The organism is Aurantiacibacter sp. KMU-128, assembly GCF_056933515.1.
This window is the reverse complement of the sequence record NZ_JBXORT010000001.1, coordinates 2,232,845-2,248,884: the sequence shown is the minus strand read 5'-3', so window position 1 is coordinate 2,248,884 and position 16,040 is coordinate 2,232,845. Positions and strand designations below refer to the sequence as shown.

General features: G+C 62.0%; 17 protein-coding genes and 1 other RNA gene. 9 read left to right on the top strand and 9 right to left on the bottom strand.

Translation table 11 applies throughout. The features are described 5' to 3' along the window. Positions 1-276: 276 nt before the first annotated feature. The 4 genes from ACS0VV_RS11025 to bfr all read left to right on the top strand — a co-directional run bounded on the left by ACS0VV_RS11025 (position 277) and on the right by bfr (position 3,706). Positions 277-1,434: an SPOR domain-containing protein gene (locus ACS0VV_RS11025; protein WP_483532752.1), complete on the top strand. Its 1,158-nt coding sequence runs from the start codon at positions 277-279 to the stop codon at positions 1,432-1,434. Positions 1,435-1,500: 66 nt separating this feature from the next. Further along, complete coding sequence (locus ACS0VV_RS11020; RefSeq protein WP_483532751.1) at positions 1,501-2,781, top strand: DUF418 domain-containing protein; 1,281 nt, start codon at positions 1,501-1,503, stop codon at positions 2,779-2,781. Between the two features lie 102 nt (positions 2,782-2,883). Then, positions 2,884-3,078 carry a (2Fe-2S)-binding protein gene (locus tag ACS0VV_RS11015; RefSeq protein ID WP_483532750.1) on the top strand — a complete coding sequence of 65 codons (195 nt, stop codon included), beginning with the start codon at positions 2,884-2,886 and terminating at the stop codon, positions 3,076-3,078. 145 nt (positions 3,079-3,223) lie between these two features. Then, positions 3,224-3,706 carry a bacterioferritin gene (gene bfr / locus ACS0VV_RS11010; protein ID WP_483532749.1) on the top strand — a complete coding sequence of 161 codons (483 nt, stop codon included), beginning with the start codon at positions 3,224-3,226 and terminating at the stop codon, positions 3,704-3,706. Positions 3,707-3,727: 21 nt separating this feature from the next. On the opposite strand, the gene der is transcribed toward bfr, so the two are convergent. The 3 genes from der to ACS0VV_RS10995 form a co-directional block, all read right to left on the bottom strand. Next, positions 3,728-5,242, bottom strand: coding sequence for a ribosome biogenesis GTPase Der (gene der / locus ACS0VV_RS11005; RefSeq protein ID WP_483532748.1), 1,515 nt, complete (start codon positions 5,240-5,242; stop codon positions 3,728-3,730). Between the two features lie 61 nt (positions 5,243-5,303). Further along, positions 5,304-5,741 (bottom strand): VOC family protein, encoded by a 438-nt coding sequence (locus tag ACS0VV_RS11000; RefSeq protein ID WP_483532747.1) that lies wholly within the window; start codon positions 5,739-5,741, stop codon positions 5,304-5,306. 116 nt (positions 5,742-5,857) lie between these two features. Beyond that, the gene (locus ACS0VV_RS10995) at positions 5,858-6,628 is read right to left on the bottom strand and encodes a TorF family putative porin (protein WP_483532746.1); all 771 of its coding nucleotides are present in this window, start codon (positions 6,626-6,628) and stop codon (positions 5,858-5,860) included. Between the two features lie 284 nt (positions 6,629-6,912). Between ACS0VV_RS10995 and ACS0VV_RS10990 the strand changes: the two genes are divergently transcribed. Then, complete coding sequence (locus ACS0VV_RS10990) at positions 6,913-7,728, top strand: metallophosphoesterase (protein WP_483532745.1); 816 nt, start codon at positions 6,913-6,915, stop codon at positions 7,726-7,728. Between the two features lie 49 nt (positions 7,729-7,777). Here ACS0VV_RS10990 and rnpB read toward each other — a convergent pair. The 5 genes from rnpB to ACS0VV_RS10965 form a co-directional block, all read right to left on the bottom strand. Next, positions 7,778-8,207: RNase P RNA component class A (rnpB, locus tag ACS0VV_RS10985), an RNA gene on the bottom strand. A 63-nt stretch (positions 8,208-8,270) separates the two neighbouring features. Further along, entirely contained in the window at positions 8,271-8,990 is a 720-nt protein-coding gene (aqpZ, locus tag ACS0VV_RS10980; RefSeq protein ID WP_483532744.1) for an aquaporin Z, read from the bottom strand. An 85-nt stretch (positions 8,991-9,075) separates the two neighbouring features. Next, on the bottom strand, positions 9,076-9,714 hold the full coding sequence (locus ACS0VV_RS10975) for an N-acetylmuramoyl-L-alanine amidase (protein WP_483533533.1): 639 nt from the start codon (positions 9,712-9,714) through the stop codon (positions 9,076-9,078). 75 nt (positions 9,715-9,789) lie between these two features. Continuing rightward, positions 9,790-10,443, bottom strand: coding sequence for a histidine phosphotransferase family protein (locus tag ACS0VV_RS10970; protein ID WP_483532743.1), 654 nt, complete (start codon positions 10,441-10,443; stop codon positions 9,790-9,792). A gap of 172 nt (positions 10,444-10,615) precedes the next feature. Beyond that, positions 10,616-11,329 carry a Mov34/MPN/PAD-1 family protein gene (locus ACS0VV_RS10965; RefSeq protein WP_483532742.1) on the bottom strand — a complete coding sequence of 238 codons (714 nt, stop codon included), beginning with the start codon at positions 11,327-11,329 and terminating at the stop codon, positions 10,616-10,618. Positions 11,330-11,488: 159 nt separating this feature from the next. Here ACS0VV_RS10965 and ACS0VV_RS10960 point away from each other — a divergent pair, with 159 nt between their 5' ends. Both ACS0VV_RS10960 and rpoH read left to right on the top strand, forming a co-directional pair. Next, a complete protein-coding gene (locus ACS0VV_RS10960) occupies positions 11,489-12,442 on the top strand; it encodes an RluA family pseudouridine synthase (RefSeq protein WP_483532741.1) in 954 nt (317 codons plus the stop codon). A 123-nt stretch (positions 12,443-12,565) separates the two neighbouring features. Then, complete coding sequence (gene rpoH / locus ACS0VV_RS10955) at positions 12,566-13,468, top strand: RNA polymerase sigma factor RpoH (protein ID WP_483532740.1); 903 nt, start codon at positions 12,566-12,568, stop codon at positions 13,466-13,468. Positions 13,469-13,522: 54 nt separating this feature from the next. Here the strand turns inward: rpoH and ACS0VV_RS10950 are convergent, their stop codons facing one another. Then, positions 13,523-14,257, bottom strand: coding sequence for a hypothetical protein (locus ACS0VV_RS10950; RefSeq protein ID WP_483532739.1), 735 nt, complete (start codon positions 14,255-14,257; stop codon positions 13,523-13,525). 130 nt (positions 14,258-14,387) lie between these two features. Here ACS0VV_RS10950 and mtgA point away from each other — a divergent pair, with 130 nt between their 5' ends. Both mtgA and ACS0VV_RS10940 read left to right on the top strand, forming a co-directional pair. Continuing rightward, complete coding sequence (mtgA, locus tag ACS0VV_RS10945) at positions 14,388-15,059, top strand: monofunctional biosynthetic peptidoglycan transglycosylase (RefSeq protein WP_483532738.1); 672 nt, start codon at positions 14,388-14,390, stop codon at positions 15,057-15,059. A gap of 5 nt (positions 15,060-15,064) precedes the next feature. Then, the gene (locus ACS0VV_RS10940; RefSeq protein WP_483532737.1) at positions 15,065-16,021 is read left to right on the top strand and encodes a cation diffusion facilitator family transporter; all 957 of its coding nucleotides are present in this window, start codon (positions 15,065-15,067) and stop codon (positions 16,019-16,021) included. Positions 16,022-16,040 lie beyond the last annotated feature (19 nt).

Genomic DNA, 16,040 nt, shown 5'->3' with positions numbered 1-16,040 from the left:
AAGTCTCCTGACCCTGACCGGACCTGGTCTAATGGGCCTTGTGCTATGGACTTCGCAGGATACCGTTTATTTTGAGTTAACTCGGGCCCCTTGTTTGTAAGGAAAATTGTCAGTGGTGGCGGCTACTACGGGCGGGTATTGATTGGGGGTACTACGCGGACTGAGCCAGTCACAGCTTGCGCAATGCCGAATTTGGCGGCCATAAACGCTTTGCTAATGTGCCATTTACTATATCGCCGGTGAATCGCAGTTTCAGACGATCAGGAAGTATCGCCAATGCCGCAGACCAAATCCCGCTGGTTGACGAGTGCCGTGCTGGCCATCGCCGCCGGACTATCGCTGCCCGCCGCCGCGCAGAGCGTGGAGGCCGGTGTCGACGCGTGGACACGCGGAGACTACGCTGCTGCCGTTTCGCAGTGGCAGGGGCCGGCGGCTGCGGGCGATCCCGATGCTATGTTCAATCTGGGACAGGCCTATCGCCTTGGACGTGGTGTGCCGATGGATATGGCGCGGGCGGAAAGCCTGTATGAACGCGCGGCGCAGGCAGGCCATGTGCAGGCTGCCGACACTTATGGCCTCATGCTGTTCCAGGATGGCCGCCGCGAAGCCGCGCTGCCCTTCGTCCAGGCCGCCGCGCGCCGGGGCGATCCGCGCGCGCGCTATCTGCTCGGCATAGCCCATTTCAACGGCGACCTTGTCCCGCGCGATTGGGTACGCGCCTATGCGCTGTTGTCACTGGCGCAGGCGGCAGGCCTTCCCAACGCGCAATCGGCAATTGCCGAGATGGACCAGTACATGTCGCTCGAACAGCGGCAGAGCGGCGTCGCACTCGCCCGCGTTATGGAAGACGAGGCGGTGCAGGCGCGTTCGGCAGAGCTTGCCGCATTTGATCTGGGCACCGCAGGCCAGCCGCGCGCCACCAGCGCTCCGCCCGCACGCCCCGCGGCGACCCCGCAAGTGCCGCGCCCGATCCCGACCGTCGCCGTTTCGCCTTCGGTGGCCGCCGCGCAGGATGCGGTGAACCAGGCCCGGCAAGCGACCGGCACCGAAGATCCAGGGCAGGCCGGGGCGAGCTTCGCCAATGCGAGCCGCCCGGCAACGCCCGCTCCGCAGCGCCCGGCAACGCGCCCCGCGCCTGCGCCCACAACAGTCGCGGCCGCGCCGACGCCAACCCCTGCTCCTGCTCCGGCACAAGATCTCACCAGCGGCCCGTGGCGCGTGCAGCTGGGTGCATTCGGGGTCCAGGGCAATGCCGAACGGTTGTGGGAGCGCCTGTCCTCGCGTTCCGAGCTGCGCGGGCGCGAGCGGTTGCTTGTCCCCAGTGGCCGCGTCACGCGCTTGCTGGCGGGCGGCTATGCCACGCAGGCGGAGGCGCAGGCGGCGTGTTCAAGCCTGCAACGCGCAGGGCAGGACTGCCTCGTCACACGCAATTAGGGTACGCAGCTTCCCAACGGCCCGCTTTCGGCTAAAGTCGGCGGCGGGACGTTCGGGGAATCTGACATGAGCAATGCTGCCGCCGTTTTTGGCGATACGCCTGACACACTCGCGCCGGTCGTCGGCACCAACCGCCTCGCCAATCTCGATTTCATTCGCGGTCTGGCGGTGATGGGCATTCTGGCGGCCAATATCGTCTTCTTCGGCCAGCCGATGATGGCCTATATGTGGCCGGAGGGTTTCGTCTCCGATGCGGGCGACCCCGACTATTACCTGTGGATCGCGCAATATGTGCTGATCGACGGCAAGATGCGCGGGCTTTTCACGATCCTCTTCGGTGTCGGGCTGGTGCTGTTTGTCGAGAAAGCGTGGGAGCGCGGATCGGGCCGCTGGCTGCTGGCGCGGCGGCTGTTCTGGCTCTTGCTGTTCGGCCTAGCGCACTTCTTCCTCATTTGGCGCGGCGATATTCTGACGCTGTACGCGATGGGGGGCTTGTTGGCGCTGCTCTTCCTGCGGATGGAGGGGCGCAATCTGATTGTCGCCGGTGTGCTCGGCTATGTGCTCGGCGGGCTCGCTTATCTGACCATGTATGCGAGCCCGTCGCTGGTGGCGGACACCGATTTTGGTAACCAGCCCAAGTTTTCGGAGATGCGCGGCGAACTCGATTGGGCGCAAACCGAGATGCTGGCAGACGATGCAGTCGAGGCAGAGATACTGACACAAGGCAGCTATCCCGATTTCGTGGCGCACAATTTCAGCGAGCATGGTGCCGACCCCTTCGCCGATTCACCGGTGATGCTGTTGTTCGAGACCCTGCCGCTGATTCTCATCGGCATGGGGCTTTATCGCGTGGGCTTGTTCAGCGGCGGACTGAACCGGCGCAAGCAGTTGTTCTGGGGGTGGACGGGCATTATCGCGGGCTCGCTGGTGACCCTGTTTGCAGCGCTGGCAGTGACACGCGGGGGGCTGACTTTCTGGGAATCGATCGCCGCCTTCATGGCCTATGCGCATTACCCCAAATTGCCGGTGATCCTCGGCCTTGCCGCCGTGCTGGCGATTTACGGGGCAAATGCCAGCGGTTGGCTGGCCGAGCGTGTATCGGCCGCCGGGCGCGCTGCCTTCACCAATTATCTCGGCACGTCGGTGCTGATGATGCTGATCTTCCACCCATGGGCGGGCGGGCTGTGGGGCGAGCTTTCGCGGCCCGAGCTTTACCTTGTCGTGGCGCTTGGCTGGGCAGTGATGCTGTGGTGGTCGAAACCGTGGCTGGAGCGGTATCGCTACGGCCCGCTCGAATGGCTGTGGCGCTGCCTGACCTATGGCAGGCTCTTCCCGCTGAAGCGGTAGGGCAGCAGCGCTCGGTTTCTTTTGAGAACAGTTCGCATTAGCCTTGCTATTGCAAACGACTCGCACTAACATAAGTGTGTAAGGACGAAAGGCTGCACGCTCATGTACACCTGCATCTGCAATGCCATCAAGGAATGCGAACTGCGCAAGGCAGCGCGGCAGCATCGTATGGGCAGTGCGGAAACGGTCTACGCCAAGCTCGGCAAGCGTCCCAATTGCGGCCACTGCCTGGAAGAGGCTGACGCGGTGATCCGCGAAGAGCGTGAGGCGCTGCTGGAACCCGCCCACGCAGCCTGACGGTCGCACTTTCCCTATTCCTGATACGCATTCGCATTAGCGCGGTTTTCTGCGGTTTTTGGCGTGTTTTCATACCGCTTTTGCTTGCTTTCGCCCCCCACTCTCGCGTTAGAAGGGCGGCACAGGAAGCAATGGAGACACACCCATGAAGGGCGACCCCAAGGTCATCGAATTCTTGAACGCGGCGCTGACGAACGAGCTGACCGCGATCAACCAGTACTGGCTGCATTACCGCGTGCTCGACGATTGGGGCGTGGCCAAGCTCGCCGCTTACGAGCGCAAGGAATCGATCGAAGAGATGGAGCACGCCGACAAGCTGGCGGCGCGCGTGCTGTTCCTGAACGGCCTGCCCAACTTCCAGGCGATCCACAAATTGCAGGTGGGTGAAACGGTCGAGGAAATCCTCAAGGCCGATATGGCGCTGGAAGAAAAAGCGATCCCGCTGCTGCGCGATGCCATCGAATATTGCGAAAGCGTGCGCGACTATGTCAGCCGCGATCTGTTCGCGCATATTCTCGACAATGAGGAAGAGCACGTCGATTTCCTCGAAACCCAGTTCGACATGATCGAACGGATGGGGCTGGAAAACTACGTGCAGCTGCAAAGCAAGGCTGCGGGCGACGAGTAAACTTTTTGCGGGGAAAGTGCTCTAGTCGCGTCCTTCGCCGCCGCTGAATTTGCCGCCACCACCGCGATTGGAATCGTAAGGGTTCTTGGGGCTCTTCAGCGTCAGCCGCACCGGCACTGCGCCAAAGCCCAGCTCTTTGCGGATGCCGTTGAGCAAATACCGCTCGTAACTCGTCGGCAGGTCGAACAGGCGGCTCCCGAAGATCACGAAGCGCGGCGGGCGGGTGCCGACCTGCGTGATATAGCGCAGCTTGATCCGGCGGCCTCCGGGCGCTGGCGGCGGGTTGGCCGACAGCGCATCGTCGAACCAGCGGTTGAGCGCCGATGTCGGCACGCGGCGGCTCCAGTCATCGCGCAGCTTGAACGCCGCGCCCAGCATGGTGTCGAGGCCCTTGCCGGTCATCGCGGAGACAGCGAACAGCGGCACACCGCGCAACTGTGCCAGCCCTTCATGCAGCGCGCCCTTGATGCCGTTGAACAGCGAGGAAGCGTCTTCGCCGCCCACCGTTCCGGCGACGTCCCATTTGTTGATCGCCACCATCAGAGCGCGCCCTTCGTCGAGCACCTTGTTGGCGATTTTCAGATCCTGCACTTCAAGCCCGCGCGTCGCATCGAGCAGCAACACGACGACTTCGGCATAATCCACCGCGCGCAGACCATCGGAGACCGAAAGCTTTTCCAGCTTGTCGACCACCTTGGCACGTTTGCGCATACCGGCGGTGTCGATCAGTTTGATTATACGCGTCTCGCCCGATGCCGGGTCGTGCCATTCCCAATCGACCGCGATGGAATCGCGAGTGATGCCTGCCTCCGGGCCGGTCAGCAGCCGGTCCTCGCCGAGCAGCCGGTTGATCAGCGTCGATTTGCCTGCATTGGGGCGGCCTACGATGGCAAGGCTGAGCGGCGCGGCCGGATCGGTCTCGACCAACTCGCCGCCTTCCTCCGCCTCGCGCTCCGCAGCCAGCGCGGCGGCGCGATCAGCAGCGATGGCGGCCTCGGCCTCGGCTTCGAGCAACAATTGATCAGCCTTGTCGGCAATCAGCGGGACGAGCGCGGAGTACAGATCGGCCACGCCCTCGCCATGCTCGGCGCTCACCGGCACCGGATCGCCCAGGCCGAGCGAATAGCATTCGAGAATGCCGCTCTCGCCCGCATTGCCTTCCGCCTTGTTGGCGACCAGCACCACGGGCACTTCCTGCTGCCGCAGCCAGCGGCCGATTTCCTCGTCGAGCGGGGTGAGCCCGGCGCGGCTGTCGATCACGAACAGCGCCGCATCCGCGCCCTTCAGCGAAACCTGCGTCTGCGCACGCATCCGTCCGGGGAGCGAGGCGTCGTCCTCATCCTCCCAACCGGCGGTATCGACCGCTTCGAATTCGAGCCCGGCAATGCCAGCATTGCCCATCCGCCGGTCCCGCGTGACACCCGGCTGATCGTCAACCAGCGCCAGGCGCTTGCCAACCAGCCGGTTGAACAGGGTCGACTTGCCGACATTGGGCCGACCGATGATGACGACCTGGGGGAGTTTGCGAGCGGGCATGATGCGGCGTCAGGTGGCGGTTTGTTGGCAGAATGGCAAGTGAATCGTCAGCGCACCCCGCTTACCAGTTTCCCGTATTCTCCATACTCGCCCACGGCTCTTGCGGGTCGAGATAGCCTTCCTGCAGCAATTCGATGCTGATCCCGTCGGGTGTGCGGACGAAAGCCATGTGCCCGTCACGCGGCGGGCGGTTGATCGTCACGCCTGCATCCATCAGCCGCTGGCACGTCTCGTAGATGTTGTCGACGCGGTAAGCGAGGTGGCCGAAATTGCGCCCGCCGGTGTATTCTTCTGCTGCGCTGCCGTCTTCGGGCGGCCAGTTATAGGTCAGCTCGACCTCGGCCACGCCCTCTTGCCCCGGTGCGGCGAGGAAGATGAGCGTGAAGCGTCCCTTCTCGCTCTCCATCCGCCGCACTTCCTCCAGCCCGATCAGCTTGAAGAAATCGACTGTCGCGTCCGGATCGGCGACGCGGATCATCGAGTGGAGGTATTTGACCATGGGGTGGGCTCCTGGGAAAAGTGTCGTCTGTTGATCTAGGCAACGCACCTAACAAACGAAAGGGTCCGCACCGTTTCCGGCACGAACCCTCCCGTTCCTCGCTTGTTAGCGACGTATCAGAAGCTGGCGGACAGCGTCAGCACCACCGAGTCGTCGGTGAAAGTGCCGTTCGGATCGATCAGCACATCGCCTTCGACGCCGACAAAGGCCGCACCGATCGACACCGGTGTGCCGGGGATCGCGGCTTCGGCACCGATCGAATAGTCGATCGCTTCGCCATCAGTGGTGAAGGTCAGGAAGCCATCGGTGTAACCGACATGGCCGGTGATGGTGAGCGGCGTACCCGGAACACCAAGGCCCAGATCGCCATAGATGTAGAAGTTGTCGGTTCCGCCGAGCGAGTCTTGCTCAGGCGCATAAGCGACACCGACCGTTGCTTCGAACGGGCCGAGGCCGACACCGACCGAGCCGTAGAATTCGGCGTAGTCCGTCGTGCCGTCGCCATTGGGGCCAGCCAGTAGTCCGGCATTGGGATAGATGTAGACAATCACGCCGACATCGGTCGAGATGTTGCCGAATTCGCCGGCCCAGCCGCCGTAAATGTCGAGCTCGGTGTGGCCGTAGCCGACCGTGTCTTCGTCAAGCGAGGACGCCCAGGTGCCGACATAGAAACCGGCGGGCAGACCGACATCGACACCGCCCTGAACGGCGATATCGCCGCCCGAGAGGTTCACACCGCGGAACTTGTATTCGCTGACAAGCGCGACGTTGGCCGAAACCTCGACACCGATGCCACCATCTTCCTCTTGCGCCATAGCGGGCGCAGCGGACAGGGCAGCGATTGCAAAAAGAGAAGCAGCCGAAAGGCTGCGAACGGACGTAAGCATGGGCAATTTCCTTCAAATTGCTGTGGTGAACTATGCCTCGTCCCACCTGCGCCCTCGCGCGTCCGGCATCTTTGCTGTGCCGATTTGTGCAAAAGCGAAACTATCATGCACAGCGATGCTGCATTGCACAAGATTTATTGCGCAGATTATCCACCACTCGTAATCGTGTGTCGATTTTGCATCACATTCAGCCGACGGACAGGTTTTTGCGCCACAGTCCCGCTTTGCACGCCCGGCATTTGCGCGGCTGTGCGTAACCGCTATGTGCCCTGTCTATTGCGTCCATGATCAAGTATTTCGACACCATGTTCACCTTCTCCAAAAAGAAGAAGGATCTTCCCCGCATCCCTAAGGGCCAGCGCGTCTATGCGGTGGGCGATATCCACGGGCGCGCGGACCTGTTCGCGCGGTTGGTGGAGGCGATCGAGGAGGAGATTGGCGCAGCCCAGAGCAATGGCGTGGAATGCCAGGTGATCCTGCTGGGTGATCTGGTCGATCGCGGGCCGGACAGTGCTGGCGTGATCGACCTTGCCAAGCGCTGGACCAAAACGCGCAATGTGCGCGTGCTGTGCGGCAATCACGAGGAAATGTTCCTCAAAAGCTTTGCCGACAAGGAAATGCTCAAACATTTCCTGCGCCATGGCGGGCGCGAGACGCTCATGAGCTACGGCGTGGATCGCAAGACATTCAGCAAGCTGGGCGTCGGCGAATTGCAGGCGCTGATGCAGGAGGTGGTGCCGGGCAAGCATCGCAAGTTCCTCGGCAAATTCGAAGACATGGTTCGCGTCGGCGATTTCGTTTTCGTCCATGCCGGGATCGAGCCAGGAGTGCCGCTGGGCGCGCAAAAGGCGCGGACGCTGCGCTGGATTCGCGAGCCGTTCCTCAGCCACAAGAAATCGCATGGCGCGGTGGTGGTGCATGGCCACACGATTACCGACGATGTGGTAGACACCGGCAACCGGATCGGGATCGATACCGGCGCCTATGCGACGGGTCGGCTCACCGCCTTGGTGCTGGAGGGGAGCACGCGGCGTTATCTTGCGGCGGTGGAGACCAAGAAGGGCTCGATCAAGATCAAGGGCGCAGCAATGGCAGGGTGAAGGCACCCGCGCAGCATCGCCCGCCTGTGATGACTGTAGGAAAGCCCAAAGTGCCGGGGAGCCTGTAAGCCGGGTTCTGTCCTGCCGACGGTATCCCAAAAGGGACCGTATCGGCAGGGGCAGCCATTCATCTAGGCGGTGGATTGCTCCACGCGCTCCAGCAACCAACCCGGGTCTCTCGGAGCGAAACGCTCCCGCCCGTAAGGCGCGAGACCCCTATGCGGTCTTGCTCCGGGTGGGGTTTGCCATGCGGGCGCTGTTACCAGAACCCCGGTGCGCTTTTACCGCACCCTTTCACCCTTGCCTGTGCCCTCAATCTCCAGAAGGAGCGCGGGCCATCGGCGGTATACTCTCTGTGGCACTTTCCCTCGGCTTCGCCCGAAAGCTTCACCGGGCGGGCGTTACCCGCCACCCTTGTTTCGTGGAGCCCGGACTTTCCTCGGCCCTCAAAAGAGAGACGCGGCTGCCCGGCTCCCCGGCACGGCGTGGCATATAGGGCGGGCGGCGGATTTAGGAAAGCCGCCACCCGCAACCATTCGCGATTACTCGCCCTTGCTGCCGAGTTGGTCGAGCGTTTCGTCCGGCGACAGGACCATTTTCCAGATCAGGGCACCGATGGCCGCACCCACCAACGGAGCAACCCAGAACAGCCAGACCTGCGATACCGCTGCGGTCTCGGCATAGAAGGCAACGCCCGTCGAGCGCGCCGGATTGACCGATGTGTTGCTCACCGGGATCGAGATCAGGTGGATCAGCGTCAGGCCCAGTCCGATGGCAATCGGTGCAAAGCCCGCAGGAGCCTTGGGCGAGGTCGCGCCCAGAATGATGATCAGGAAGAATGCTGTCAGCACGACTTCGGCGATCAACACGGCCTGCATTGAATATCCGCCCGGCGACAGGTCGCCAAAGCCGTTGGAGGCGAAACCGCCCGCGCTCCAGCCGTCCTGACCGCTCGCAATCAGGAACAGCGTGCCCGCAGCACAGAACGCGCCGAGCACTTGCGCGACCCAATAGCCGGGGAGTTCACCCCAGGAAAAACGCCCGCCAACCGCCAGGCCCAGCGACACCGCCGGATTGAAATGTCCGCCCGAAATCCCACCCACAGCATAGGCCATGGTCAGCACCGTCAGGCCGAACGCCAGCGACACGCCGACAAAGCCGATACCAAGCTCCGGAAAAGCCGCCGCCAGCACTGCCGAACCGCAGCCGCCAAACACCAGCCAGAATGTGCCGAAGAACTCGGCGCCAAGTTTTTGCATCATGTGAAAGTCCCTCTCCCCTGATTAAGACGGGCTTAGGGATAATGCGAAGCCGTAGGAAAGGCGAATCGCGCGGTGTAAAATCTGGTCACCGCGCCAATCCTCGATCCCGATCCAGCAGCAGCTGGAACAGGATTGCGCGTATCTGGCCGTCGATAATCCCGTCGATGCGTTCGGGTCGCCAGCGGCGTTGGAACGCCTCCACGGCTTTGTGGCCGTCGGTGATGTCGTAGCCGAAGCGTTCCAGCGCGAGGTAGAAGCTCGCATCATTGTCGAACACATCGCCTTGTTCGAGCTTCTCCGGGCGGGCGAGGCAGAGGCCGTATTCGGCCAGACGGTCCCACGGGAACAGCTCGCCGGGATCGGTCTTGCGGGCGGGCGCGACGTCCGAGTGGGCGACGACATTGGCGCGCGGAATGTCATATTGCTTCACGATCCGGTGCAGCAGCGGCACCAGCGCGTCGATCTGCGCCTCGGCAAATGCGCGATAGCCGAGCGCGTGGCCGGGATGGTCGAGCTCGATTCCGATGCTCGCCGAATTCACATCGCGGTGTCCGCGCCAATAACTGGCGCCTGCGTGCCAGGCGCGCTTGTCTTCATCGACCAGCCGGATCACCTCGCCTTCCTCGGTGATGCAATAATGCGCGCTCACCTGCGCTTCCGGATCGCACATCCGTTCGAGCGCGCTCTCCACCGGCTTCATCTCGGTATAGTGGAGCACCACCATCGAGACGGGCAATTTCCGCTCGTTGAAATTGGGCGAGGGATGCTCGCGGTGGACGAGTTCGTCAGTCAATCGCGTCTATCCAATCATGCCTTCGCCATCGGGCAATACCGCGCCCAGCACCAGCGCTTCGGGCGTGTGCGCGTGCTGCACACCGCCGCCCTGTTCCTGCACCAGCATATGCACCATATGCGCAGGCGCGGTGCGTCCGCTGAGGTCGGCCACCGGCAAGCGGCCCGCGAGCGCCTGACCCAGCATTGGATCGAACGCGACTTTCGGCCCCGCCGCGCGGATCGCGATTTCGGTCGTCCCGCCCCGCGATTCCGCGCCCACTTCCAGCGTACCACCACGCACCAGCGCGTCGAGGCCCATGGCGGCGAGGTTGAGCAGCACCTTGACCGCAGGCTTGGACAGCGTGGGTTCCGCCACGCTCCAAGCCAGCGTCAGCCGTTCGTCATTGGCGGTGAGCGCCTGCAGCAATTCCTGCGGCTCTTCGGCAGGAACGCGGTCGCCAAAGCCGCCTGCCGCGCCGAATGCGAGGCGGAAGAATTTGAGCTTGCTCGCCGAGGTGCGCGCGCTCTGTTCGAGCAGTTCGATACAGCGCTTGCGCATTTCCGGATCGCTCTCGTCCGCGAGCAGTTCCAGCCCGTTGTTGAGCGCGCCCACGGGGCTCAGCATATCGTGACAGAGGCGCGAGCAGAGGAGGGCGGCGAGATCGGTTTGCGAGGTCATTCAGGTTAGGGCCGTTCAGTATGAATTTCAAAGGTGACAAAGTTGACACTGTGTCAACCTGTTAGTGATGGTTCATATATCTGATAAAAAACACATTTTCATAGGTCTTGCCGAAGGTGACACATGGGGGTGGGCCCCCGTCCATCTCCTGTTACCAGATTTGCCCCATGCTTTAGCTATGCGACACCGTGTAGGGAAGCGGTGTAAATCCAATTTCGTCGTCCCGCCACACCGTCACGTGCAAATCCTTCCCGATAATGGCCCAGATGCGCCCGTCGCCCGAGGCTTGCGCCTGGTCTTCCGCCGATGGCCGGGCCGGGCCAGCAGGGTGCGAATGGTAGTAACCGAGCACCTCATCGCCGCCTTCGCGCGCCGCGCGGTGGGCTGCGATGAGGGCAGCGGGGTCGATCTCGAAATGCGTTTCGGGCGCCGGGTGGACATTGGCGGCAGGGATGGCGGCGGTGATGCGGTTGGCGCTGCCGGTGAGGATGCCGCAGCATTCTTGGGGGGCGGTGTGGCTGGCGTGGGTGCGGATTTGGGAGAGGACAGTTTTCTCCAACACAACCCCGCTCTCTTTCTCCGACTGCCCTGAGCTTGTCGAAGGGCTGCCCTTGCTTTTGGCATGGCGCGACACCGCATCCCAATCACCACGGATCAATGCCAGCTTCTTTTTCCGTGACCAGCCCTTGATCTGCTTCTCCGCTGCCTTCGCCTCCTCGCGCGTCACAAATTCCTGCGACCAGACCAGCTTTACAGGGTGCCAATCGCGCGAGAAACCGGGCAACAGGCCTTGCTCGTGCTGCCAGACCCTGCGCTCCAAATCGTCCGTATGGCCGGTATAGAACTTGCCGGTGTGGCAGTGCAGGATGTAGGTCCAAAAAGGCATGGTTCGGTCTAAAGAGAAAAGCAGCCCTTCGACAAGCTCAGGGCAGTCGGAGGAGAGATGGGTGGCGAAGACGCGATCCTTCGACAAGCTCAGGATGAGCGGGTGTGGAGATATTGGACCACGCCCTTCGACAAGCTCAGGGCAGTCGGAGTCGGGTTTATGAGCGCGGACAAAACCCTCACCGGCACGATCACCGAGTCCACCCGCCTCGACAAGGCGCTCGCTGCGGTCACCGACCTCTCCCGCGAGCGGATCAAGGCGTTGATTGCGGACGGGAAAGTGGTGATTGACGGCACGCCCGCCACCAGCCCCTCGGCCAAAGTTCAGGCGGGCTCCAGCTTTTCCATCCACATTCCGCCCCCTGATAATCCACAGGCTCTTCCACAGGACATTCCGGTCAATGTGGTGTTCGAGGACGCGCATCTGATCGTCGTCGACAAGCCCGCGGGCATGGTTGTTCACCCGGCGGCGGGCAATCCGGATGGCACGCTGGTGAATGCGCTGCTGTACCATTGTGGCGGCTCGCTCAGCGGGATCGGTGGGGTAGCGCGGCCCGGTATCGTCCACCGGATCGACAAGGATACCTCCGGCCTGCTGGTGGTCGCCAAGACCGACGCAGCGCATGAAGGGCTCGCCAAGCAATTCGCCGACCATTCGCTCGAACGCGCCTATTTCGCGGTCTGTGGCGGACACCCGAACCCTGCAAGCGGCACCATCAACGCGCGGCTGGGCAGATCGGATGCCGACCGAAAGAAAATGGCGGTGCTGCCCAAGGATTCCTTGCGCGGCAAACACGCGGTTACCCATTACACCACTGTCCAGCGGCTGGATCATGCGAGTCTGATCGAATGCCGCCTTGAAACAGGGCGAACCCACCAGGTGCGGGTTCACCTTGCATCAATTGGTCATGCGCTATTGGGAGACCCCGTTTATGGACGCACACCCGCACCGCTTAGAGCGCACCTCAAAGCCATGGATTTCACCCGTCAGGCGCTGCACGCGGCGATTCTCGGCTTTACGCATCCGGTAACGGGTAACTTTTGCCGGTTCGAAAGCGAAATTCCCGCCGATATGATGGAACTTATCGACCAACTGGGTGGTTATAATCGATGAAATGCACCCTATATCTCCCCAGTGCGTGTATAAGAATCATGCACCAACAATGTGGCCGCTAAGGCCGGGTGCCCAGCAGGGGCCTGGAAGCTGCGGTCGACGCAAGAAAGGTTTGGGACCAAAATGAGCAATAGCAGGCCGAATGTGCCGGCACTGGGCGGTGAGCAGAGCCTCAACCGCTATCTTTCCGAAATCAAGAAATTCCCCGTGCTGACGGCAGAGCAGGAATATATGCTCGCCAAGCGTTACGCCGAGCACGAGGATCAGGACGCCGCCGCGCAGCTGGTGACCAGTCACCTGCGCCTCGTCGCCAAGCTGGCGATGGGCTATCGCGGTTACGGCCTGCCCGTGGCCGACCTCATTTCCGAAGGCAATGTCGGCCTGATGCAGGGCGTGAAGAAGTTCGAGCCCGATCGCGGGTTCCGCCTCGCCACCTACGCAATGTGGTGGATCAAGGCGAGCATCCAGGAATATATCCTGCGTTCGTGGAGCCTTGTGAAAATGGGCACCACCGCCGCGCAGAAGAAGCTGTTCTTCAACCTGCGCCGGATGAAAAAGCAGCTGGAAGCCTATGAGGATTCCGACCTGCATCCCGATGATGTGACCAAGATCGCCACCGATCTGGGCGTGTCGGAGCAGGAAGTGGTCAATATGAACCGCCGCATGATGATGGGCGGCGACGGCTCGCTCAACACGCCGATGCGCAATGGCGAGGAAGGTTCTGGCGAATGGCAGGACTGGCTGACCGATGACCGCCCGTTGCAGGACGAGACGGTGGCCGAGGCCGAGGAAGCCGATGTCCGCCGCGAAATGCTGGTGGAAGCGATGGATGCGCTGAACGACCGCGAGAAGCATATCTTGACAGAACGCCGCCTGACCGAAAATCCGCAAACGCTCGAAGAGCTGTCGCAGGTCTACAATGTCAGCCGCGAACGCATCCGCCAGATAGAAGTGCGCGCTTTCGAGAAGCTGCAGAAGGCGATGCAGCGGATTGCTGGCGAGCGGTTGTTGCCAGTTGCGGCGTAAGCGATAGCGAATACAGATAAAAGAAGGGCCGGGCGGCGACGCTCGGCCCTTTTGCTATTGCGGGGTAGAGGTCAGCGCTTCGAGCAGGAAGGAACCGTCTTCGGGCTCAGGTTCCCGCTCCTGATCTTCCGGCTCAAGCGGTGCCACCCAGTCGCTGTCTCCAACGTGCGTCATTGTCCCGAGCGGCGGATAGTCGAGCATTTCCACTGCCAGCGCCAACAAGTCCTCTTGGCTGTTGATGGCGCAGTAGTCGGTTCGGAAGATATCGAATCCTCCTTCGAGCTCTCTCATCGCACCGGCCGGGCAGCGGCTTTGTAAAGCAACAAAAGAGTCGACTATCCCATCGGCGGGTTCGCGAGCCCAAAGGGAGTATTCACTTCCCGGATAGAAGCCTTCCTGAATGGCCCAGAGCTCGACGATGCTGCCAGCCCTTTCGACCTCACCCAATTTGACAAAGAAGCCGACCTCAGATCCGTCAGTTTCAAATTCGTCAGTTTCTGAGAGGCTCTCTTGGGTTTCAGCGTAGCGAAAACCAGCGGAACAATGTATAATTCCGTTGAGCCAAATGCGTGTCCAGCCAGAAGCCCCAAAGGCATCGTTGCGATTTGGCGTAAAAAGCCAATCGCCAGTCTCTACCCGCGATTCACAACCAAAATACTGCTCCCTTTGAAAACTTCTCGGCCAGAACTCAACCCATGCCGAGGTATACAAAGGCAAGTCTGAGCGGACGCGCACTGCTTGGAAGTCCGTTTCTGGATCAGATGGCTCAGATTCATCTTCTTGCGCCACGGCCGTAACTGCAAGGGCCTGAGCCAAAATGAAAGCTGTCCATCTCATCACGGAAGGATATTCCCATCAGATACTTGTGACAAGGAAAACAGATTGGCTGGACAGGACGATCCAGAGTAAGAGCCCCACCATGCCCCTCCGCATTCTCAAATTCCTCGCCAAGGCGGTGATCTGGTGGCTCATCATCACCGTGTCGATGGTGCTGCTGCTGCGCTTTGTCCCCGTCACCTACACCGCGACCATGCTGATGGACGAGCGCTCCGTCACCCGCGATTGGGAGCCGCTCTCCCGCATTGACCGCAATATGGTGAGCGCCGTCATCGCGGCGGAGGACAGCAAGTTCTGCTCGCATGACGGCTTTGATGTCGAGGCTATCGAGGAGGCCTTGCAGGAGCGGCTGGCGGGCGAGCGCGAGCGCGGTGCTTCCACCATCAGCCAGCAGACCGCGAAGAACGTCTTCCTCTGGCAAGGCGGCGGCTGGTTCCGCAAGGGGCTGGAGGCCTATTTCACCTTCCTGATCGAGAACCTCTGGTCAAAGCGGCGGATCATGGAAGTCTATCTCAACGTCGCCGAAACGGGGCTGGGGACATATGGCGTGGAAAGCGGCGCGCAACGCTATTTCGGCCACTCCGCCGCGCGCCTCTCCGCCGACGAGGCGAGCCGGATTGCCGCCGTGCTCCCAAGCCCGAAAACGCGCGAGGCAGTAAACCCCGGCGGCTTCACCCGCCGCTACGGCAACACCATCGAAGCGCGTATTGCGGTGGTAAGGCGTGACGGGCTCGATGCTTGCGTCTATGAGTAGCACGAATGGGCGCAGGGCATTCTCACAGCCATGACCACGGGCATAGCCACGGTCATCATCACGGGCACTCGCACGGGCTAGGCCATGCGCACGCCCATGCACCTGCCGATTTCGGGCGCGCCTTTGCCATCGGGATTGTGCTCAACACCGCCTTCGTCATTGTCGAGGCGACCTATGGCTTCCTCTCCGGCTCGATGGCGCTGGTGGCGGATGCGGGGCATAACCTGTCCGATGTACTGGGACTGCTGATCGCCTGGGGCGCGACCATCGCGGCGAAACGCCCCGCGAGCACGCGCTTCACCTATGGCCTGAAAAGCAGCACGATTCTGGCCGCTTTCGCCAACGCCATCCTGCTGCTGATCGCCATCGGCGCGATTCTGTTCGAGACGATCCACCGCCTGATCGATCCGGTCGAGCCGCAGGGCTGGACGATGATCTGGGTGGCGGGCATCGGCATCGTCATCAACACCGCCACCGCGCTGATGTTCATGCGCGGGAGGAAGCACGATCTCAACATTCGCGGCGCCTTCCTGCATATGGCCGCCGATGCGCTGGTGAGCGTTGGCGTGGTGGTGGCAGGCGCGGCGATCCTGCTGACCGGCTATGCTATTATCGACCCGTTGGTGAGCCTCGCCATCGTGCTGGTGATCGGCTGGGGGACGTGGGGGCTGCTCAAAGACTCGGTTAAAATGGGCCTGCTCGGCGTGCCCGACAGCGTCGATTGTGACCGTGTGCGCGCCGATCTGGAGGCGCTTCCCGGAGTCGAGGCGGTGCATGATCTGCATATCTGGCCGATGAGCACCACCGAAACCGCGCTGACCGCACATCTGGTGATGCCTGCGGGCCATCCCGGCGATGCCTTCCTTCGCGATATCGCCCATCGCCTCGAACACGATCACGGCATCCAGCACGCCACCATTCAGGTTGAAACGGAGCGGGCCTGCGCCGACTGCACCTGCTGAAACTTCGGCGCGGGTTCAT